Source organism: Phaeovulum sp. W22_SRMD_FR3, assembly GCF_052113705.1.
In the GTDB taxonomy this organism is placed as follows: Bacteria; Pseudomonadota; Alphaproteobacteria; order Rhodobacterales; family Rhodobacteraceae; genus JBGQOG01.
The window spans coordinates 1-21,361 of record NZ_JBGQOG010000026.1; the positions used below are offsets into that span (position 1 = coordinate 1).

Consider the following 21,361-nt stretch of genomic DNA (forward strand, 5'->3'; position numbering starts at 1 on the left):
GGTACCGCCACCCCATTCCGGGCCCCGATGGCCCAAACGAGACGCGAAAGGCCCCTCCTCCTCCCTGGGCCGATCGTTATAGGTGCTGCTCTCCTCCTCCTCCCTGAGGGCAGCACCGAACCCATAGCCTGCGCCCCCTCCTCCTCCCTGGGGCAAAGGTGAACCCGCGGTCGCTCCCTCCTCCTCCCTGGAGCGGACCGCACCAGAATCAAGGGCCTCCTCCTCCTCCCTGAGGCCCAGGTTCAGAACGGCGGCACCCCTCCTCCTCCCTGGGTGCCGTCGTTTCCATTTAAAAACCCCAAAATGTGACTGATCGTCCGGCCCGCGCCTTGCATCCCTTGCATGGCGCCGCGCGGCGTTGCATGACCGGGCAGTCCCCTTGGAAAGGTTCCCTCATGCTGTCGTACCAACACATCTACCACGCCGGAAATCTGGCCGATGTGCACAAGCACGCGCTGATGGCCTTCATCCTCGACTATCTGATCCAGAAAGAGAAACCGCTGACCTACATGGAAACCCATGCGGGCCGCGGCCTCTACGCGCTGGACGCCGCCGAGGCGCGCAAGACCGGCGAGGCCGCCCAAGGCATCCTGCGGCTGGAAGAGCGGCTGCCGGCAACCCACCCCTACCGCCGGGCGCTGGCGGAGACCCGCAAGCTTTATGGCGCGCAGGCCTATCCCGGCTCGCCGATGCTGGCCGCGCTCCTCTTGCGGCAGATCGACGCCATCCATCTGGCCGAACTGCACCCGCAGGAATTTGCGGCGCTGGCGGAAAACCTCGCGCCGCACCGGGTGCTGACCCATAAGCGCGACGGTTTGGAAATGGCGATGGCAATGACGCCGCCCACCCCGCGCCGCGGCGTTTTGCTGATCGACCCGAGTTATGAGATGAAGGAAGATTACGAGACGATCCCGAAAGTCATCGGCCAGATCGCCCGCAAATGGAATGTCGGCACGATTGCCCTCTGGTACCCGATCCTGACCAGCGCCGCGCATTTGTCGATGCGGATGGCGCTGACCAATGCGCATCCGGAGGCGCTCTGCCACGAGGTGATGTTCCCGCCCGCCCGCGAAGGCCACGGCATGATCGGCTCCGGCATGTTCGTGATCAATGCGCCCTGGGGCAGTCAGGAAGAGGCCAGCCGCCTCGGCGCGATCTTCGCCGCCCTGCGCCGCTAGGCCAAAGGCGCGCCGCCCCGGCAGCGGCGCGTGCCATTACTCCAAAGCCACAAAGGGCCGCCTGCCCTGCCGCCCCATCCGTCCCGCGACCCCGGCCGCATCGGTGTCCGCCGGTCCCGCCCGCATCCCGCCATCGGGCAGGCCAGACAGATCAGACAGAGCCGCGAACAGATCAACGCCATGCGCGCGACCAGCACGGCCCCAAAGCACGACAGATCACCCCTGACTTTGCCTGATCAAAAATATCCCACGGGGGTCCGGGGGTGTGAAACCCCCGGCCTCACCGCAAAAACAGCCCCCGGACCACCGCGCCACACAGGCCCGCCTGCCTCAAAACGGCAGGTCATCCACCTCATCCGCGGGCACCACGAACCCGGCGACGATTTTCTTCTCGCCCGCCTTTTCGAAATCGACCGAGAGCTTGTCACCCTCGATCCCGATCACCGCGCCATAGCCGAATTTCTTGTGGAACACCCGGTCGCCCAGGGTAAAGGCCGAGACAGCGGTCAGATCGATCACCGGATGCCGGCTCTCGCGCGGCTGCCCCATGCCGCGCTGCCCGGCCCGGTCCTGCAACCGCTTCCAGCCCGGTGAATTATAGACATCGGCCTTCATCGCGCGGTCTTCAATCCCGCTGCTGCCGCCAAAACCACCGCCGAAACCGCCGCCAAACCCGGCCCCGCCTGCCGCGCCAAAGCCCCCGCCATAAAGGCCCGGCGGCGTCAGCACCTCGACATGATCGCCCGGCAGCTCATCAATGAACCGCGAGGGCAGCGCCGATTGCCACTGGCCATAGACCCGGCGGTTCCCCGCAAAGGAAATCGTGCAGACCTTCTCGGCCCGGGTGATCCCCACATAGGCCAGCCGCCGCTCTTCCTCGACACCCTTCAGACCCGATTCGTCCATCGACCGCTGGCTGGGGAACAAACCATCCTCCCAGCCGGGCAGGAATACCGCCGGAAACTCCAGGCCCTTGGCCGCATGCAGAGTCATGATGCTGACCTTTTCGGTCGCCTCTTCCTGCTCATTCTCCATGATCAGCGAAACGTGCTCAAGGAACCCCTGCAGATTCTCGAACTGCTCCAGCGCCTTGACGAGTTCCTTGAGGTTCTCGAGCCGCCCCGGCGCCTCTGGTGTCTTGTCGGCCTGCCACATGGCGGTATAGCCGGATTCCTCCAGAATTTGCTCGGCAATCTCGATATGGCTGACCCCCTGCCCGATCGCGCGGTGCCAGCGGTCGATCCCCTCGACAAAGGCGCGGAGCTGCCCCGCCCCCTTGCCGGTGATCCGCCCCTCCGCCAGCACGATCCGCGCGCCTTCGAGCAGGCCCACCCCTTCGGCCCGCGCCGTGGTCTGGATCACCTGCTGCGCCTTGTCGCCGAGGCCCCGCTTGGGCGTATTCACCACCCGCTCAAAGGCCAGATCATCCTCGGGCGAGACCGAGAGCCGGAAATAGGCCATCGCATCGCGGATCTCGAGCCGCTCATAGAATCGCGGGCCCCCGATCACCCGATAGGGCAGACCGATGGTCAGAAACCGATCCTCAAAGGCCCGCATCTGATGGCTGGCCCGCACCAGAATCGCCTGATCATCCAGACCCACCGGATCCTGACCGCGCGTGCCCCGCTGCAGCGCCTCGACCTCTTCGCCGATCCAGCGCGCCTCTTCCTCGCCGTCCCAATGGCCGATCAGCCGCACCTTCTCGCCGCCCGTGCTGTCGGTCCAGAGCGTCTTGCCGAGCCGCCCGGCATTGGCCGCGATCAGCCCGGAAGCGGCGGCCAGAATATGCTCGGTCGAGCGGTAATTCTGCTCCAGCCGCACCACCACCGCACCCGGAAAATCCTTCTCGAACCGCAGGATGTTGCCCACCTCGGCGCCGCGCCAGCCGTAAATCGACTGATCGTCATCGCCGACACAGCAGATGTTGCGATGCGCCTGCGCCAAAAGCCGCAGCCAGAGATATTGCGCGACATTGGTGTCTTGATATTCATCCACCAGAATGTAGCGGAACCGCCGCTGATACTGCGCCAGAATATCGGGATGCGCCTGAAAGATGCTGACCATATGCAAGAGCAGGTCGCCAAAATCACAGGCATTCAGCGCCCGAAGCCGCTCCTGATAGGCCGCATACAGCTCCGATCCGCGGTTGTTGAACGCCCCCGCCTCGGCCGAAGGCACCCGCGCAGGCGTCAGCGCCCGGTTCTTCCAACCGTCAATGATTCCCGCCAGCTGCCGCGCGGGCCAGCGCTTTTCATCCATTTGCCCGGCAATGATCAGCTGCTTCATCAGCCGGATCTGATCATCCGTGTCCAGAATGGTGAAATTCGACTTCAGCCCCGCCAGCTCCGCATGCCGCCTGAGCAGCTTCACACAGATCGCGTGAAAGGTGCCGAGCCACGGCACCCCCTCCACCGATTGCCCCAGCAGACGCCCCACCCGCTCCTTCATCTCGCGCGCGGCCTTGTTGGTGAAGGTCACCGCCAAAATCTCATTCGGCTGCGCCCGGCCGGTCACCAAAAGATGCGCGATCCGCGCGGTCAGCGCCTTGGTCTTGCCGGTCCCTGCCCCCGCCAGCATCAGCACCGGCCCGTCCAGCGCCTCGACCGCCTGCCGCTGCGCCGGGTTCAACCCGTCAAGATAGGGTGCCGGCGCCGCCGCCCGCATCCCCATCGCGCGCTGCGACAGACTCAAGCCTTGGGAAGGCGCCGAAGCGGCCCGCGCAGCGCCCTCGAAGGCGTCATCTTCATCATATCCGTTCATGGACCCAACCTAGCGCGCCGCAACGGAACTGAAAAGCCCATGTTCCGCAAATGTTCGCAACCCGCACGCCAATTCTTCCCAAGCACTTTCTTCTTGGCTGAAATACCTTCGGGGGTCCGGGGGCAGACAGCCCCCGGCGTCGCCCCCGGGCGCCCCTGACGGAGCCTGCCCGCCCGACTCACCCGCGGTGGATCAGCGAGGCGAAAAGCAAAGGATCGAGGCTCTCGGCGGCAAAGGTCGGTCCTTCGACCAACAGGCTCACCGCATCATGCGAATGCAGGCTTTCCTGATGGCTGGCCACCACCCGGAAATCCCCCACCCGCGGATCGGCCAGCAGCACGCCCGCAAAGGCCCGCGCCGCATCTTCCACAAAGATCGGATTGGCGGCGTTCAGCTCGGCAAAAGCCTGCTCATCCTCGCGCTTCACCATCACCTGCGTTTCGGTCGGCACCGCCAGCCGCGCCATATCGATCAGATCCTCGAACCAGAGCACCCGCCCCGGCTCGACCACCACCGAGATCCGCGCGACCGAGCGTTGCGAATGCGGCGTCGCCAGCTGGCCCCGCGTCATCCGCGCATGTTCCGACAGTTCCAGCGAACAGGGGCAGGTCGAGGAATAGACGTAATCCAGATGCACGATCTTCTTGCGCAGCCCGGCCTGTTCCACCAGTTCCAGCGCAATATCGTAATACTGCCAGCCCGACAGGCCCGAGCGCAGGCTCTCCACCTTCATCGGGAACGAGAACCGCATCTGGATGCGCGCGTCAAAGCTCTCCAGATCGGTTTTATAGTCATCCAGCGCCGCTTCCATCACCGCGAAGCTGAAGGTGCTTTCCGCATGGGCATAAAAGGAGCGCATGATGCGGCTCATGTTGATGCCCTTTTTCTCGGCCTCCAGGCTGACGGTGCCGGTGACGCTGGTCTCCAGCGTCAGATCGGCGGCGCCGCGCGACTGATAGCGGATCGGCAGGCGGAAATTGGAAATCCCCACATGCTGGATCTGGGTTTTCGCCCCGACGATCAGGCTGGCCGGGCCGTTCTGCAGATCGGGCAGCCCCGCCTTATAGGCCGCATCCGCCGCGAATTCCGCCGGATAGGCCCGTTTCAGATCGGGGTATGGCGTGGCGTCGCGCCCGGGCAGGAGACGGGCGATCGCCGGGTCCAGCGTGGCAATTTCCGTGGCCGTGGCCCCTGCGGCCCAAAGGCGCAGCAGGTCGAGCGCCGCAGCCGCTTCGGCGCGGTCCGGCGCATCCTCGATCTTGCCCTGAATGTTCATCAGCCCAGCCCCCTGTTGGCCCCCGGAAACGCCCCGGCCCGCACCTTAGATGGGGCGGCCCGTTGCTTTGTCCACTGTCTACGCAGGGGCCGCGTGATCAGATCATATCCAATGCGTGCGAAATATCGGCGACCAGATCCGACCCATCCTCGATGCCCAGCGAAATCCGCACCAGTCCCGGGGTGATGCCAATCACCGCACGCTCTTCTTCGGACAGGTTCTTATGCGTCGTGGTGGTCGGATGCGTGGCGATGGATTTCGCATCCCCGAGGTTGTTCGAGATTTTCACGATCTCCAGCGCATTGAGGAAACGGAACGCCGCCTCCTTGCCGCCCTTGAGGTCGAGACAGACCATCGTCCCGCCCGAGCCCATCTGCGCCATGGCAAGCGCATGCTGCGGATGGCTTGCCAGCCCCGGATAGATCGTGCGCGCGATCTGGGCATGCCCCTCCACCGCGCGCGCCACCGCTTCGGCATTCGCCGCCTGCGCCCGCACCCGCAGATCCAGCGTCTGCATGCCCGACAGCATGATCCAGGCGTGGAACGGGCTCATCGCGCCGCCGGTGTGCTTGAGATAGGTCTCGAGCGGACCGCGGATATAGTCCTTGGTGCCGCACACCACACCACCCAATGCCCGGCCACCGCCGTCGATATGCTTGGTGGTCGAATAAACGATGACATCCGCGCCCTGCGCCACGGCATTGGAATAGATCGGCGAGGAGAAGACATTGTCCACCACCACCACCGCGCCCTGCGCATGGGCAATCGCGGCGACGCCCGCGATGTCGATCACTTCCAGCCCGGGGTTCGACACGCTTTCAAAGAAGCAGATCTTGGTCTCGGGGCGCATCGCGGCCTGCCAGGCGTCCAGCTTGGTGCCGTCCACCAGCGTCACCTCAACCCCAAAGCCCTGCAACACCTTGAGGATATGCAGACACGAGCCGAACATCTGCCGCGCCGCGACGATATGGTCGCCCGCTTTGACGAGAGAGGTCAGCGCGCCGTTGATCGCGGCCATCCCCGAGGCGCAGGCAAAAGCGTCTTCGGTGCCCTCGATCGCGGCAATCCGGTCCTCGAACATCCGCGTGGTCGGGTTGCCGTAGCGGGCATAGATGAACTCATCATCCCCCGCCGAGAGAAAGCGCGCCTCTGCGGCCTCTGCGGTCGGATAGACAAAACCCTGTGTCAGAAAGATCGCCTCGGCCATCTCGCCATATTGGCTCCGGCGGATGCCTTCGTGGACGAGTTTCGTGCGGGTCTTCCAATCGGTCATGGTCCGGGCCTCATCATCTGCGGGCGTCACTGCCGCGCTTTGCCGCGATAGCGCGGGGCGGGCTGCCGGTCAACCAAAACGGCCCCCTGCGCGGGCCCGCCGGGGCGTTTGCCGCATGGCTGCCCTGCACAAAGCCGTGCATCGGAAACTTTCGGCCTGCCTTGCGGGTTACCTCCCTGAACCGGGGCGCCCGCGCCCGTCGAGATTTTCAAAGGTGCATCATGCCATTGATTGCCGTCACCGAAGACGATCCCCTGCCCGAAGCTCTCTTGGCCGAGGCCCGCGCCCTGCCCCCCGGCGCGCCGATCATCGTGATGCTGCACGGCTACCGCTTTTCGCCGCAGGACCCCGCCAATGATCCGCATGACCATATCCTCTCGCTCGATCCCGGCATCACCCAGCGCGGGGTGATCAGCTGGCCGCGCGCCCTGGGCTTTGGCACCGGCACCCGCGCCGAGGGCCTTGCGGTGGCGTTCGGCTGGGAGGCGATGGGCACGCTCTCTGACGCCTATGCCCATGCGCCGGAGGCCGCCGCCGCTCTGGCACGGATGATCCCGCTTCTGGTGCAGGCCGCCGGACGCCGGGTTGAGGTCATCTGTCATTCGATGGGCGCCCGGGTCGCGCTGCAGGCGCTGCCGCTCTTGCCCGCGGGCTGCGTCGGGCGCCTTGTCATGCTCTATGGCGCGGAGTTCACCGCGCCTGCGCTCGCCGCAATGGCCAGCCCGGCGGGCCGCGCGGCAGAGGTGATCAATGTCACCGCCCGCGCCAATGACCTCTTTGACTTCGGGCTGGAGATGCTCCTGGGCGCGCGCGGTGCCGCCTCCATCGGCATGGGGCTGGGCGGGGCCGCGCGCAACTGGCTCGATCTGCAAATCGACGATGACGAGAGCCTCGCCGCCCTCGGCACCCTCGGTTTTCAGATCGCGCCGGGGGAAGAGCGGATTTGCCACTGGTCCGCCTATATGCGCGAGGGGCTCTTTGACCTTTACGCCGCACTCCTGCGCGACCCCGCCCGCCTGCCCCTGCCCTGGCTGGCGCGGCAATTGCCGCAGCGTCAGGCCCCGCGCTGGTCGCGGCTTTTTGCGCGCCCGCCGCTGCGGCTGCCCTTGTCCGCGCGGCGCAACCTGTCATCCTGACGCCCCAAATCGCAAAAGGAATCCCCGATGCCAAACCCGATTGAGCTTTATTATTGGCCGACGCCCAACGGCTGGAAGGTCAGCATTGCCCTCGAGGAAATGGGCCTTCCCTATACGGTCAAGCTGGTGAACATCGGCAAGGGCGAGCAATTCGACCCGGCCTTTCTGAAATTCTCGCCCAACAACCGCATGCCCGCGATCATCGACCCCGAGGGGCCGGATGGCGCGCCGATCTCGGTCTTTGAATCCGGGGCGATCCTGCAATATCTCGCCCGCAAGAGCGGCCAGTTCTACGGCACATCCGAGCGCGACCGGGTGGCGGTGGAGGAATGGCTGATGTGGCAGATGGGCGGCGTTGGCCCGATGGCCGGTCAGGCGCACCATTTCCTGAAATACGCCCCCGCGATGGAGCCGCCGCAGGACCTTCCCTATGCCAAGGACCGCTACCGCAAGGAAGTGGCACGGCTTTATGGCGTGCTCGACCGCCGTCTGGCCGACAACGAATATGTGGCGGGGGATTTCCTCTCCATCGCCGATTTCGCCATCTGGCCCTGGGCCTACCGCTGGGAAGGGCAACAGCAAACGCTCGAGGACAAGCCGAACCTCGCCCGCTGGCTCGATCAGATTGGCGCGCGCCCGGGCGTGCAGCGCGGCAGCGCCGTCGCCGCCGAGAGCCGCAGTGACCTGACCACCGACAAGGCCGCGCAGGCGCTCTTGTTCAAACGCTGAAGCCGAAAGCAACGGGGGGCGGTTGCGGGATATGTCCGGCAACCGCCCCCTTTTCATATCCCGGAGCTTTCTTGGCCCTGTGCCTGGCCCGGTACCCGATGCTCAGGCCTCGGGCTCATCCCCGGCCTTTTCCTCTTCGGGCAGCGCATATTTCTCAAAGAGTTTTGCCTGCGAAAAGAAGAACACCATCATCAGCGCGGTCAGGCCGAAGGTCTTGAAATTGACCCATGTCTGATCCGACATCGTGCGCCAGATCACCTCATTCGCCACCGCGAGGGCGAAGAAAAACCCGATCAGCCGCCGGGTCAGGATCACCCAGCCCTCGGGGCGCATCGGCAGCACTTCCTCCATCACCAGCGCCAGCCAGATCTTGCCGCGGATCAGGCCAAGGCTGAGCACGCCCGCAAACAGCAGGTAGATCATCGTCGGCTTCATCTTGAAGAACCGCTCGTCATTCAGCCAGACCGAGAGGCCGCCGAACACCACCACCAGCACCAAAGTAGCCACCTGCATCGGCGCCAGCCGCCCGGTCAGCCGCCAGAGCACCAGCGTCGCCACCACCATCAACGGGATGAACCCCGCCGTGGCGAGGATAAAGCCGGAATATTCCGTGCCGCCGATGGTGTAATGCAGGTCTTTCATCCGCGAAAAGGCGATGAAAAAGGCCAGCACCGGCCCGAATTCCAGCCCCAGTTTCAGCCAGGGATTGATCTTGCGGCCCGCCATGACCTGCTCCTATCCTGCCAGTTTCACGATCACGGCACCCGCCGCGATCATCGTCATCAATGCCACCCGCCGCGGCCCGGTGCTTTCGCCCAGAACCAGCCAGCCGATGGCCGCCGCAAAGACCGTTGAGGTCTCGCGCAGTACCGCCGCTTCGCCGACATGCCCCACCCGGGTCGCCAGCATGATGGCCCCAAAGCTGACATAGGCGACCAGCGCCCCCAGAAACCCCTTTTTCAACAGCGGCACAAGGTCGCTGGACGGCAGCCGCGCCATCCGGCGGGCCACGACAAAGGGCATCACCATGCCATCCACCACGAAAAACCACGCAAGGAAGGTGAAGGGGTCGGCGGTGGCGCGGATGCCATAGGCATCATAGGTGGTGTAGATCGCCACGAAAGCCCCGGTCAGCACCGCCATGCCGAGGGCGGGCACCAGCGTGTCCCGCGCCACGGTCACATGGCGGTAGTTGTACAGGGCGAGGCCAAAGATGCCGCTGCACAGCACCGCCACCCCGGTCCATTGTCCGGCGGTGAAATGCTCGCCAAAAACCAGCCCCGAACCGATGACGGCAAAAAGCGGCCCGGTGCCGCGTACCACCGGATAGACCACCGTATAGGCACCGCGCGTATAGGCCGCAGCTTGCAGGAATTTATAGAGCGTGTGGATCACAAAGACCCCGGCAAAGATCGGCCACATATGCGGCTCGGGCCAGGGCACCACGAACAGCGCGAAGGGCAGCGCCATCAGGAAATAGAAGATGTCGATGGCCCCGCGCATCAGCCAGGGGTCGAACCGCCCCTTTTGCAGCGCACCGAAAAACGCATGTGCGAGCGCGGCCAGCAGCGCGAGCCCCACCGCAACCTGCCGCCCGGCATCCGTCCCCTCCAGCCCGATCAGCCAGTCGACGATCATCCCGGCGACCCTTCTGCGCGGGTCAGGCGCATCGTCACAGCGGCTCCGACATCATCAGGGCGGCGCGGGTGGCGGTGATCCGCGCGATCCGCTCGGTCACATCATGGCGCGCGCCGTGCAATCCCACCACCCATTCGCCCCCCTCGGGGTCCTGGGCGTAATCCTCAAGCAACACGTCGATCATCGCATCTTCCAGCATCATCCCGCGATGCGCCCGCGCAACCGCGACGTCACAGACGCGCGGCAGGCTGTCGCCGCTCCAGCACAAACCGCCATAGCCCACCAGCTCCTCGCCATGCCAGGCGGCATAGAGCGCGCGCAGACCGCACATCTCGGGGCCCGGGCAGGCGGCATCCTCGGGGGCAAGGCGGTCATGCTCCAACAGCTCGCTCAACGCCACGGCGCCGGGCTGACGGTCCACGCAGGCCGCGATTTCGATCATGGAAGGGAGTGTCATGCGCAGCGCCTCAGACAGTTTCGGTGTCGCCAACCAGCGCGCGGGCGAATTCCGCCGGATCGAACGGGGCCAGATCGTCGATCTGCTCGCCCAGACCGATGGCATGGATCGGCAGGCCAAAGCGGTCGGCCAGCGCCACCAGCACGCCGCCACGCGCGGTGCCGTCGAGCTTGGTCATCACCAGCCCCGAGACATCGGCCAGTTTGCGGAAGGTTTCCACCTGATTGAGCGCGTTCTGCCCGGTGGTCGCATCCAGCACGAGAAGGGTGTTGTGCGGCGCGGAAGGGTCTTTCTTGCGGATCACCCGCACGATCTTGGCCAGCTCCTCCATCAGATCCGCGCGGTTCTGCAACCGCCCCGCCGTGTCGATCAGCAAAAGATCGGCGCCCTCCGCTTCGGCGCGGGTCATCGCGTCAAAGGCAAGGCTGGCAGGGTCCGAGCCTTCGGGGGCGGTCATCACCGGTACCCCGGCGCGCTGGCCCCAGACCTGCAATTGCTCGACCGCCGCCGCGCGGAACGTGTCGCCCGCCGCGATCACCACCGATTTCCCGGCGGCGCGGAACTGCGAGGCCAGCTTGCCGATGGTCGTGGTCTTGCCCGAGCCATTGACGCCCACCACCAGCACCACCTGCGGCTTTTTCGGATAGATCGGCAGCGGGCGCGCCACCGGCTCCATGATCCGGGTGATCTCGGCGGCCATCAGCCCCTTGATCTCGGCCACGGACAGCCTGCGCCCCATGCGGCCCTCGGCCAGATTGGCGGCAACGCGCAGCGCGGTCTCCACCCCCATGTCGGATTGGATCAACAGCTCTTCCAGCCGCTCGAGCATCGCATCGTCGAGCACGCGGCGCGGCGCCTCAGCCTGCGGCGCGGCCTCGCGGCCCAGAAGGCGGCCCAAAAGCCCCGGCCGCGCGGCATCAGCCGCAGGCTCCGCGACCGGCGCCGGTGTCGCCAGCGACACGGCAGCGGTCCCGGGCCGTGCGGAAGGCGCCTCCTGCGGCGTCTCCGCTTCCGAGACGATGGCGGTCAGCCCCTCGTCCAGACGGCTGGAAGAGCGGGTCAAACGCGACTTGAGCTTGTTGAAAAATGACATATCCGGCCTTTTCACTGCACCCGATCCACCTAGTCAATTTGCGCCGATGATGAAAGGATAAACCCGAATTTTCACGCGACTTTGCCGCGCGCCGCGCTTTGGCCGCATTTTATCGCAACTCTGATCCGGGCCACGGATGTGGCCGCCCCTGCTGCCCGAAAACCCCGCGAGAGGGATTGCCCGATGATTTCCCTGCCGTTTCCGCGCCTTGCCAGCCTGCGCGGCCTGCTCCGGCGCCCCGCGCCGATCCGGCTCTTTGCGGGGGTGACGCTGGCCCCGATTCCCCTCTTGCTGGCAGCCGGGTTCTGGGGCGGCGGCTTTGCGCTGGCGGCTTTTCTCTACATCGCGGTGTTTCTGGCGCTTTTTGACCATCTGGCGGGCGCCGCCCTGCCCGACGCGCCGGAGGGGGCCGAGTTTCCCGCCGCCGACCGGCTGTCGGTCACACTGGCGCTCGTGCATTTCCCGCTGTTGGTGCTGGGTGTGGCGGCGCTTTCGGGCGCGACGGGCCTTGGCTGGGGCAGCCGTGTGCTGATTTTCCTCAGCTATGGCCTCTTCTTCGGTCAGGTCTCGAATTCCAACGCGCATGAGCTGATCCACCGCAGCAGCCGGGGCCTGCAACGGCTGGGTGCCGCGGTCTATACCTCGCTGCTCTTTGGCCATCACAGCTCGGCGCACCGGCTGGTGCATCACCGCTTTGTCGCCACCGATGACGATCCGAATTCCGCCGCCCTGGGCGAGAGTTTCTATGCCTTTGCGCCCCGCGCCTGGCGCGGCAGTTTCACCGCGGGCTATGAGATGGAGGCCGCGCTGCGCCGCCGGATCACCCCGCATGAGGGCCGCTTTGGCCGCCGGATGCGCGGGCATCTGCGCCGGGTGAACCCCTATCTCTTCTATGTCACCGGCGCGGTGGCGGTGCTGGCGGCGGCCACGCTCGGCTTTGGCGCGGGCGGCCTCGTGGCGCTCATCGCGCTGGCGGGCTATGCGCAGATGCAGCTGCTCTTGTCGGATTATGTGCAGCATTACGGGTTGCGCCGCCGCGATCTGGGGATGGGCCAGCATGAACCCGTCGGCCCCGCGCACAGCTGGGACGCGCCGCAACCCGCCAGCAGCCTGTGGATGCTGAACGCCCCCCGGCATGGCGATCACCACGCGCATCCCGCCCGCCCCTATCCGGCGCTGCGTCTGCGGGCAGAGGCCGGCCCCTGCCCCACCCTGCCCTATTCCTTGCCGGTCATGGCGACGCTGGCGCTGTTCCCCCGGCTGTTCCGCCGGGTCATGGCCCCGCGTCTGGCCGCGCTGCGCCCCACAGGAAGGTGAGCGCTGCGCATGAGACCCCGCCTGCCGCCGCCCTTCCGGGGCCCTCTCGGGACCGGAGCCCGCAAATCTCCGCCGATCAAAGCCCCGCCCGCGGCAGACACGCGCAGATGTGAGTGCAATTGTAACGGATGCCCTTTTCTCTCAGCGCGGCTTCTGGCAGGGTCGCGCAGCGCCCGCTTAACCGAGGACTAACCATGCGTCTTTCCGTCATCCTGCCGCTTTGCCTTGGTGCGACACTGGCGATTTCCGCCGCTGCCGCTTCCGCTGACAAAACGCTGAACGAGCAGGAATTCGACGCCCGCACCCTGGGGCGGACGATCACCTATTCCGCCGATGGCGACGTGTACGGCATGGAGCAATATCTGCCCGGGCACAAAGTCCTGTGGTCCTTTGCCGACGGCGATTGCCAGCCGGGCACCTGGTTCGAGAATGCGGGCCAGATCTGTTTCGACTACGGTCCCGACATGGCGCTGCAATGCTGGAAATTCCTCGACACCGCCGAAGGGTTGCGCGCGCAATATCAGGGCGATGAGCAGAACCAGCCGCTCGCCACGCTGACCGAAAGCACCGAGCCGTTGCAGTGCAATGGCCCGGATGTGGGCGTGTGAGCGGCAGGCCAGCCGCCCGCGTCCTGCCGCAACGCTGATCTGAGCTGAAACCGCAAAGATCCGGGGGCGCCTGCCGCCCCGCAGTGCTTCAGTACGCCGACCGCTTCAGAACAAAGACCCCTGTTCCCCCGGGCTGACGGGCGGTATCGGCTTGGGTTTGGCCACCGGTTTCGCGGCTTTCGGAGCTTGCGGGGCGGGGGCAGCCTGCGGTGCGGGCGGCACCGGCGCGCCGCCGCTCTGCGGCACCACCGCCACCCGGCCATCGTGGAACTCAATCTCCAGCGAGGGGGCCACTGCCGCCACCTCTGCCCCGGTCACCAGCCCCTGCGCGCCCCGCACCACGGCAAAGCCACGCGAGAGGGTCTCGCGGTAGCCCAAGGTCAGCCGCATCCGCTCAAGCCGTTGCAGACGTTCAGACAATTGATCCAGCCGCGCGCGGGGGGCGGCTGCAAGACGCTCCGCCATCGTGGTCAGCGCGGTGCGATCCTTGAGGTTTTGCCGCCCGGCTTCCGCCCGCAACCGCAAAAGCGCCTGCCCCATGCGGCCATGCCGCTCGGTCAGCCGCCGACGCTCTTCCGCCAGAAACCGCCGCAAGAGATCGGGCCGCACCAGCGCCGCCACCGGCGCGAATTGCGCGCGTTTGCGGTGGGTGAGGCCACGCAGTGCCGGGTCGAGCCGCTCGGCAAACAGATCGAAGCGTTGCCGCGCCGGATCGGTCAGCGCCTGCGGCCGCCCCAACCCGCGCGCGAGATCGGCGAGCCGTTGCCGCCGCTGATCACCCCGCGCCTGCACCGCGCGGCTGATCCGTGCGCCGCCCTCGGCCAAACGTGCCAGCAATTCCATCCGCACAGGCACCGCCATTTCCGCCGCCGCCGTCGGGGTGGGCGCGCGCAGGTCAGAGGCGAAATCGATCAGCGTCGTGTCCGTTTCATGCCCCACGGCGGAAATCAGCGGAATCCGGCTCTCTGCCGCCGCCCGCACCACGATCTCTTCGTTGAACCCCCAAAGGTCTTCGAGACTGCCGCCGCCGCGCGCGACGATCAACAGATCGGGGCGCGGGATGCGTCCGCCGGCCGGCAGCGCGTTAAAGCCGCGAATGGCCGCCGCCACCTCGGGCGCGCAGGCCTGGCCCTGCACCGCGACCGGCCAGATCAGCACGTGCCGGGGAAAACGGTCGCGCAAGCGGTGCAGAATATCGCGGATCACCGCGCCGCTGGGCGAGGTGATCACCCCGATCACCCCCGGCAGATAGGGGATCGGCTGCTTGCGCCCCGCCTCAAACAGCCCCTCGGCCATCAGCATCTGCCGCCGCTTTTCCAGCATCGCCATCAACGCGCCCGCCCCGGCGGGTTCGACATTATCGACGATCAGCTGATATTTTGACTGCCCGGGAAAGGTGGTCAGCTTGCCGGTGGCAATAACCTCCATCCCCTCCTCGGGGCGCTGGGTCATTTTCGCCACCTGCCCCTTCCACGAAACGGCGGCGATGACCGAACGGTCATCCTTGAGGTCGAAATAGAGATGCCCCGAGCCGGGACGCGAGACGCGCCCCACCTCGCCGCGCACCCGCACGCGGGAAAACTCGCCCTCGATCACCCGCTTCACCGCGCCGGAGATTTCGGAAACCGTCAGCTCGGGCGTGTTGCCGCCGGGGGCCGGGGTGTCGTCTTCGAACATATCCATGCGGGCGGCGCCTTATGTGTGCTTGTCTCGATCCTCCCCAGACCTTAGAACGCGGGCGAGCGAAGGCCAAGAGAGGGCGCGATGAACATTCTGGTACTCGGCAGCGGCGGGCGCGAACATGCGCTGGCCTGGGCGATCAAGCAAAACCCGAAATGCGACCGTCTGATCGTGGCCCCCGGCAATGCCGGAATCGCGGCGCTGGCCGAATGCGCCGATATCGACATCTTCTCCGGCAGCGAAGTGGTCAGCTTCTGCGAGGAAAATGCCATTGATTTCGTGGTGGTCGGCCCCGAGGCACCTTTGGCCGTCGGCATTGCCGATGATCTGCGCGCGGCGGGCATCCTGACCTTTGGCCCTTCGGCCGCCGCCGCCCGGCTGGAGGCCTCGAAAGCCTTCACCAAAGAGATTTGCGACGCCTGCAACGCCCCCACCGCAGGCTATGCGCGCTTTACCGAAGCCGCCCCGGCCAAGGCCTATATTGAGGCCAACGGCGCGCCGATCGTGATCAAGGCCGATGGTCTGGCCGCAGGCAAAGGCGTGATCGTGGCGATGACGCTGGAAGAGGCGCTCTCGGGCATCGACGATATGTTCGGCGGTGAATTCGGCGACGCCGGTGCGGAGGTGGTGATCGAGGAGTTCATGGAGGGCGAAGAGGCCAGCTTCTTCATCCTCTCCGACGGGGTGAACATCCTGCCCGTCGGCACGGCGCAGGACCACAAACGGGTGGGAGACGGCGACACCGGCCCGAACACCGGCGGCATGGGCGCCTATTCCCCCGCCCCGGTGCTGACCGATGCCATCGCGCAGGCGGCGCTGGATGAGATCGTGCTGCCGACGGTGCGCGAAATGGCACGGCGCGGCACCCCGTTTCAGGGCGTGCTCTATGCCGGGCTGATGATCAAGGACGGCAAAGCGCGGCTGGTGGAATATAACGTCCGCTTTGGCGACCCGGAATGTCAGGCGCTGATGATGCGGATGGGCGCGCAGGCGCTCGACGTGCTCTTGGCCTGCGCACGGGGAGAATTGGACAAGGCGCAGGTGAACTGGGCCGATGACCATGCCCTTTCGGTGGTGATGGCGGCCAATGGCTATCCCGGCGCCTATGCCAAGGGCAGCGAGATCAAAGGACTGGCTGCCCTGCCCGAGGACAGCATGAACATGGTGTTCCACGCGGGCACCAAAGCGGCAGAGGGCAGGATTCTCTCGAATGGCGGCAGGGTGCTGAACATCACCGCCCGTGGCGCCACGATCGAGGAAGCCCGCGCCCGCGCCTATGCCATGGTCGATCAGATCGACTGGCCCGAGGGTTTTTGCCGCCGCGACATCGGCTGGCGCGCGCTCTAAGTGACATTCGCAAGACTGCGCCCGGGATTTGGCGCAGTTTTCGGTTCCCCCGCCCCCCGCATCCCGCTATAGCAGGCGCGGTTTTCAGACCTGAGGAGATGAATATGGCCAATGTCGTCGTCGTCGGCGCCCAATGGGGTGACGAGGGGAAAGGCAAGATCGTTGACTGGCTTTCGGAACGCGCCGATGTGATCGCGCGGTTTCAGGGCGGTCATAACGCGGGCCATACGTTGGTCATCGGCAATCAGGTCTTCAAGCTCTCGCTCCTGCCCTCGGGCATCGTGCGCAAGGGCAAGCTGGCCGTCATCGGCAATGGCGTCGTGCTCGACCCCTGGGCGCTGTTCTCGGAAATCGACAAGCTGACGGCGCAGGGCGTGGAAATTTCCACCGAGAACCTGATGATCGCGGAAAACACCCCGCTGATCCTGCCGCTGCATCAGGATCTGGACAAGCTGCGCGAAGAAGCCGCGGGCAAAGCCAAGATCGGCACCACCGGCCGCGGCATCGGGCCTGCCTATGAAGACAAAGTCGGCCGCCGCACCATCCGCGTCGCCGATCTGGCCGATCCGGAAACCCTCTCGGCCCGCATCGACCGTCTGCTCGCGCATCACGACCCGCTCCGCGTCGGCCTTGGCGCCACGCCGATTGACCGCGCCGAGCTGGAGGCGAAACTCGCCGAAATCGCGCCGAAACTCTTGCCCTATGCCGCCCCGGTCTGGAAAGTGCTGGGTGAGATGCGCCGCGCGGGCAAACGCATCCTGTTCGAGGGCGCGCAGGGCTCGCTCCTCGACATCGATTTCGGCACCTATCCCTACGTGACCTCCTCGACCACGATGTCGGGCATGGCCGCCACCGGCACCGGCATGGGCCCCTCGTCCATCGGTTTCGTGCTGGGGATCGTGAAGGCCTATACCACCCGCGTCGGCGAAGGCCCCTTCCCGACCGAGCTGGAGGATGCGGACGGCCAGCGTCTGGGCGAGCGCGGCCATGAATTTGGCACCGTCACCGGGCGCAAGCGCCGCTGCGGCTGGTTCGATGCGGTGCTGGTGCGCCAGACCTGCCAGATCTCGGGCGTCAACGGCATCGCGCTGACCAAGCTCGACGTGCTCGACGGTTTCAAGACGCTGAAAATCTGCGTGGGCTATGAGATCGACGGCGTGAAATACGACTATCTGCCGACCGCCGCCGCGCTGCAGGCGAAAGTCACCCCGATCTATGAAGAGATGGACGGCTGGCAGGAAAGCACGCAAGGCGCGCGCAGCTGGGCCGATCTGCCCGCCGCCGCGATCAAATATGTGCGCCGCATCGAAGAGCTGATCCAATGCCCGGTCGCCATGCTCTCGACCAGCCCGGAGCGCGACGATACCATCCTCGTCACCGATCCTTTCGCGGATTGACCGCGTCACATGACGGATACCGGGGGGCGGCGACGCCCCCCTTTTCATATGGCACCCCAGATTGCCTTAGCCACCGGAGGAAGCCTGATGGCCCTGAAATACCGCACCCGCCGCCGCCTGGCGCTTCTTGTTCTGGTGGTCGGCCTGCCCGCCTATATCGTGGTGGCGGTGACGCTGATGAACTGGCTGGACGGTCGCTTTGGCCGGATGCCGATCTGGGCCGAGGTCGCGGTCTATCTGGCACTGGGCGTGATCTGGGCTTTGCCGCTGAAATCGGTGTTTCTGGGCGTTGGCCAGCCTGATCCGGACGCCAAACGCGACTGATCGCGGGCTGTGGTTTGCCCCACGGCGCGCCGCCGAAGGCACATTGACGAAAGACGTTCTGGCCAAAAGCAAAGGGGCTGTCCGCGGACAGCCCCTTTGCTGATCGTCTGGCAGGACGATCCCATTCCATCCGCGAGCAGCAAGACGGAATGCGTAACACCGTTGGGCCTCAGGCCCGTTTGGACGCCCCGAAATAGCGCGACTGCTGCGTGATCTCGAACTGGCCGCGCCGGACCTTGGCGATCTTGCCCTGACGCAGCAGCATCCCGAACGAGCGCAGGCTGTCCTCGCGCGAGTAGCTCTCATCCTCGCTCACCGCATCGAGTTTGCGGATGATCTGCGGGCGCGAGAAATGCGGGCGCCCTTCAACCGCCGCCGTATAGGCCGCGGCGGCTTCCAGCAGATCCGGGAGCGCCTCCGCCCCCAGCCGGCCGGCAAATTCGGCAAAGCTTTTGGCCTCGGCGGGCGACAAGGGCACGTCATCCTCATCCGTATCCTCAAAGGTCACCGGCAGATCTGCCCCGGAAATCCGGCGCGGCCGGACCACGGGCGCATCGCGCGGCACCGAGGTCGGCTCTTGATCCACGCGCTGCTCGGAGACCAGCACCAGCGGCGTCGGGCGAGCGGGCTCGGGGGCGGCCGGACGGCGGCTCGGCCCCTCGGACAGGGAAGAGCTGACCGGACGCCGCGGCCGCACGGCCTGGGTCAGGTCTTCACGGTAGGGGTCAATGGCGCGCTCTTGCGATTCCTCGGCCGTCTCTTGCCGGCCAAAACGCAGCTTGCGGTCCGCAACCGTCGCCGCCACCGCAGCCTTCAGATGCGCAATCGCCGAGAGGCGGCGGCGGTTCTCCGGCACCTCCAGCTTGGTGTTGGTCTCCTTGATCAGCCGCGAGAGATCGGATTCCGCAGGCTCCGCCCGCGAGGAGGCCGCATGGCGCTCGAGCGGACGGCTGGGCACGGCGGGCACGGCCGAGGCAGGGGCCACACGGGCCGCTTCCGGCAGGACGATCGGCTCAGGCGCCGCCGCCGCAACCGGCGGCGTGTCACCTGCATCAGCCCCGGCGGCCGCATCCGACATTGCCGCGTCCAACGGCGCCTCCGGCGAGAGCGCCGAGTCGCCCGCCTCATCTTCATCCTGCAAAGCCGCCAGTTCGCGCAGCAGTTCCGCTTCGTCTTCGGCGGACAGACCGCTGTCGCTCAGGTCCAGCACCGGCTCGACGATGGCGCGCAGATCCGGCTCAGACGCCGCGGCGACGGGGGCATTCGGCGTTTCCGGCGCGGCATCGGCTGCTGCGGCTTCGTCTTGCGCCAGCGGGGCGGCCGGAGCCGCCAGATCCTGCGCCAGGGCGGCCAGATCCGCATCGGGACTGCGCCGGACCTTGATGACCCGTGCCCGGCGCGGCACCGGCGCCACTGCGGTCTGGGCCGTCGCCACCGCCGTCTCCGGGGCGGCCTCGGTCACGGCCTCAGCCTGCGGTTCCGCCACCGGCGCATCCCCGGCGGGGGCCGGTTCGGCCTCTGCCACCGCAGCTTCCGCGTCCGGTGCGCCCGCTTCGTCTTCGTCTTCGGCGTCAGCCTCGGCCTCGGCGCGTGCCACAGCGTCCTCTGCCTGTGCCGGGTCTTCGGCAAGGTCAGAGTCTTCGGCAAGGTCAGCATCGGCACCCGCGGCAAGATCCAGCCCCGAAAGGGCCGCCAGAATGGCCGCATCATCAACCAACGAGGCATCCTGCGCCGCAGGTGCTTCCACAAGCGCCTCGGACACCTTGTGCTCCGCGTCGCGCGGCATCTCATCATTCGGCGACGTCGCCGCCCCGACCCCACCGCTCAGACGCGCCAGAATCGCTTCGGCCTCAACCGTATCGACAGATTCGGAGATCTCCGCCTCTTGCGGGGACGCGGCGCCCTCGGTCGCCACCGGCATTTCCCAAGGCTCGGGCGCCAGGGCCTCCGCCTCGTCGTCATAGGCCTCCGGCCCTTCCGGCATCACCGCCGGGGCGTCATTCTCTGCCGCTTCCGGGGTCGGCAAGTCTTGGGAAGACTCCGCCACGGCAGGCAGATCCGCCTCAAGCGCATAGCCGAAATCCGCCTCGGCGGTCTCGGCGGCGCCCGGCGCCGCCGGTGCCGCGGCCATCGCGGGTGCCAGTTCCACCGCGGCCAGCGCGGCGGCGACATCGCCTTCGGCAGGCTCCGCGCCGGTGTCAGCCAGAGCTGCGGCGCGGGCGTCGGCCACGGCGGCGCGGATGCGCTGCAGCTTGGCCGCGACGCTGTTATCGAGATTTTGCGGCGCGATCACATCGCTCTCAGCCGCCTCCCCTTCGAGGGAATCATCCCCCTCAAGCGCCGCCACCGGGGCGACAACCGAGGCTGCGGGCGCGGTCTCGACCGCCGCCGCCGGGGTTTCGGAAACCGGCACCGTGGCGGATCCGGCTGCAGCGGCAGGCGCCGAGTCGACAGGCGCGACGCCGGTGGGAACAGCTTCGGCGGGGCTTTCTTTGGCGGGGGCTTCCTCGGCAGGCAGATGCTCGCTGGAGGCAGCTTCGACGGGCGCAGCTTGCAAGGGGGCCGCCGCCGCCACGGGGGCCACGTCAACAGCCGCCGGAGCCTGCGGTGCGGCATGCAACACCAGCGGTGCCAGCGTCGGCGCAGGCGCCGCCTGCGGTTCAGTCATCGCACCACCGACCGGCGCCGAACCCTCGGGCGCGGCATCAGCCTGCGGGCGCGCGGCCTGAGGCGCCGGGGCGCCCTGGGTGCCCTGCACGTCATGCGCCCGCAGAATCACGCCATTCGCCTGAATCTTGGTCTCGACCCGGCGCTGAATCTCGCGCTCGGCAATGCGGTGCAGCATTTCCGCGTCCGGGGTCGGCGGTTCCGCCCCGAAGTAACGGTCATCCGCCGCCAGATCCCGGAAGTATTCGGCAATCGCCTTCATCGTCGAGAACGGCTCGTCAAACCCTTCCAACGTGCAGGAAAATGTCCCGTAGGATACTGTAAGGATCTTACTCGCACCGACCATTGGTTTGCTCGCTTTTCTGCCGTTACCCGTGTCTAGCACCATCAAAGTAAACTGGTTCTTTCCAATGAACGAAAAATGTCAAAATAAAGGTATCTTGACGCAAGCAATTGCAGTGTCTTGCCTTATTCGCCATGA

At 66.4% G+C, this 21,361-nt stretch carries 17 protein-coding genes; 8 read left to right on the top strand and 9 right to left on the bottom strand.

Going from position 1 to position 21,361, the window contains the following annotated elements; genetic code table 11:
* Window positions 1–395 precede the first annotated feature (395 nt).
* Window positions 396–1,178, top strand: coding sequence for a 23S rRNA (adenine(2030)-N(6))-methyltransferase RlmJ (locus tag ACEN2S_RS20855; protein WP_441870118.1), 783 nt, complete (start codon window positions 396–398; stop codon window positions 1,176–1,178).
* Between the two features lie 330 nt (window positions 1,179–1,508).
* Here ACEN2S_RS20855 and ACEN2S_RS20860 read toward each other — a convergent pair whose 3' ends face one another.
* From ACEN2S_RS20860 to ACEN2S_RS20870, 3 genes are all read right to left on the bottom strand, one after another.
* Window positions 1,509–3,938, bottom strand: coding sequence for an ATP-dependent helicase (locus ACEN2S_RS20860; protein ID WP_441870120.1), 2,430 nt, complete (start codon window positions 3,936–3,938; stop codon window positions 1,509–1,511).
* A gap of 178 nt (window positions 3,939–4,116) precedes the next feature.
* On the bottom strand, window positions 4,117–5,214 hold the full coding sequence (gene folE2 / locus ACEN2S_RS20865; RefSeq protein ID WP_441870122.1) for a GTP cyclohydrolase FolE2: 1,098 nt from the start codon (window positions 5,212–5,214) through the stop codon (window positions 4,117–4,119).
* Window positions 5,215–5,311: 97 nt separating this feature from the next.
* Window positions 5,312–6,487 (bottom strand): aminotransferase class V-fold PLP-dependent enzyme, encoded by a 1,176-nt coding sequence (locus ACEN2S_RS20870; protein WP_441870124.1) that lies wholly within the window; start codon window positions 6,485–6,487, stop codon window positions 5,312–5,314.
* Window positions 6,488–6,708: 221 nt separating this feature from the next.
* On the opposite strand from ACEN2S_RS20870, the gene ACEN2S_RS20875 reads away from it, so the two are divergent.
* Both ACEN2S_RS20875 and ACEN2S_RS20880 read left to right on the top strand, forming a co-directional pair.
* Complete coding sequence (locus tag ACEN2S_RS20875; RefSeq protein ID WP_441870126.1) at window positions 6,709–7,623, top strand: hypothetical protein; 915 nt, start codon at window positions 6,709–6,711, stop codon at window positions 7,621–7,623.
* A 27-nt stretch (window positions 7,624–7,650) separates the two neighbouring features.
* The gene (locus ACEN2S_RS20880) at window positions 7,651–8,352 is read left to right on the top strand and encodes a glutathione S-transferase family protein (RefSeq protein WP_441870128.1); all 702 of its coding nucleotides are present in this window, start codon (window positions 7,651–7,653) and stop codon (window positions 8,350–8,352) included.
* Between the two features lie 102 nt (window positions 8,353–8,454).
* Here the strand turns inward: ACEN2S_RS20880 and ACEN2S_RS20885 are convergent, their stop codons facing one another.
* From ACEN2S_RS20885 to ftsY, 4 genes are read right to left on the bottom strand one after another with little or no spacing between them, the layout of a single operon-like run.
* Complete coding sequence (locus ACEN2S_RS20885) at window positions 8,455–9,078, bottom strand: inner membrane-spanning protein YciB (RefSeq protein ID WP_441870130.1); 624 nt, start codon at window positions 9,076–9,078, stop codon at window positions 8,455–8,457.
* A gap of 9 nt (window positions 9,079–9,087) precedes the next feature.
* Window positions 9,088–9,987, bottom strand: a complete 900-nt coding sequence (locus ACEN2S_RS20890; RefSeq protein ID WP_441870187.1) for an EamA family transporter — start codon at window positions 9,985–9,987, stop codon at window positions 9,088–9,090.
* A 37-nt stretch (window positions 9,988–10,024) separates the two neighbouring features.
* Entirely contained in the window at window positions 10,025–10,447 is a 423-nt protein-coding gene (locus ACEN2S_RS20895; protein ID WP_441870132.1) for a hypothetical protein, read from the bottom strand.
* 10 nt (window positions 10,448–10,457) lie between these two features.
* The gene (gene ftsY, locus ACEN2S_RS20900) at window positions 10,458–11,540 is read right to left on the bottom strand and encodes a signal recognition particle-docking protein FtsY (RefSeq protein ID WP_441870134.1); all 1,083 of its coding nucleotides are present in this window, start codon (window positions 11,538–11,540) and stop codon (window positions 10,458–10,460) included.
* Between the two features lie 183 nt (window positions 11,541–11,723).
* Between ftsY and ACEN2S_RS20905 the strand changes: the two genes are divergently transcribed.
* A complete protein-coding gene (locus ACEN2S_RS20905; protein WP_441870136.1) occupies window positions 11,724–12,857 on the top strand; it encodes an alkane 1-monooxygenase in 1,134 nt (377 codons plus the stop codon).
* 194 nt (window positions 12,858–13,051) lie between these two features.
* On the top strand, window positions 13,052–13,465 hold the full coding sequence (locus ACEN2S_RS20910; protein ID WP_441870138.1) for a hypothetical protein: 414 nt from the start codon (window positions 13,052–13,054) through the stop codon (window positions 13,463–13,465).
* Between the two features lie 105 nt (window positions 13,466–13,570).
* Here the strand turns inward: ACEN2S_RS20910 and xseA are convergent, their stop codons facing one another.
* Window positions 13,571–15,148, bottom strand: coding sequence for an exodeoxyribonuclease VII large subunit (gene xseA / locus ACEN2S_RS20915; protein WP_441870140.1), 1,578 nt, complete (start codon window positions 15,146–15,148; stop codon window positions 13,571–13,573).
* 81 nt (window positions 15,149–15,229) lie between these two features.
* Here xseA and purD point away from each other — a divergent pair, with 81 nt between their 5' ends.
* The 3 genes from purD to ACEN2S_RS20930 all read left to right on the top strand — a co-directional run bounded on the left by purD (window position 15,230) and on the right by ACEN2S_RS20930 (window position 18,213).
* Window positions 15,230–16,492, top strand: a complete 1,263-nt coding sequence (purD, locus tag ACEN2S_RS20920; RefSeq protein ID WP_441870142.1) for a phosphoribosylamine--glycine ligase — start codon at window positions 15,230–15,232, stop codon at window positions 16,490–16,492.
* Between the two features lie 104 nt (window positions 16,493–16,596).
* Window positions 16,597–17,889 carry an adenylosuccinate synthase gene (locus ACEN2S_RS20925; RefSeq protein WP_441870144.1) on the top strand — a complete coding sequence of 431 codons (1,293 nt, stop codon included), beginning with the start codon at window positions 16,597–16,599 and terminating at the stop codon, window positions 17,887–17,889.
* 87 nt (window positions 17,890–17,976) lie between these two features.
* The gene (locus tag ACEN2S_RS20930; protein ID WP_441870146.1) at window positions 17,977–18,213 is read left to right on the top strand and encodes a DUF2842 domain-containing protein; all 237 of its coding nucleotides are present in this window, start codon (window positions 17,977–17,979) and stop codon (window positions 18,211–18,213) included.
* 169 nt (window positions 18,214–18,382) lie between these two features.
* On the opposite strand, the gene ACEN2S_RS20935 is transcribed toward ACEN2S_RS20930, so the two are convergent.
* A complete protein-coding gene (locus ACEN2S_RS20935) occupies window positions 18,383–21,226 on the bottom strand; it encodes a hypothetical protein (RefSeq protein WP_441870148.1) in 2,844 nt (947 codons plus the stop codon).
* Window positions 21,227–21,361 lie beyond the last annotated feature (135 nt).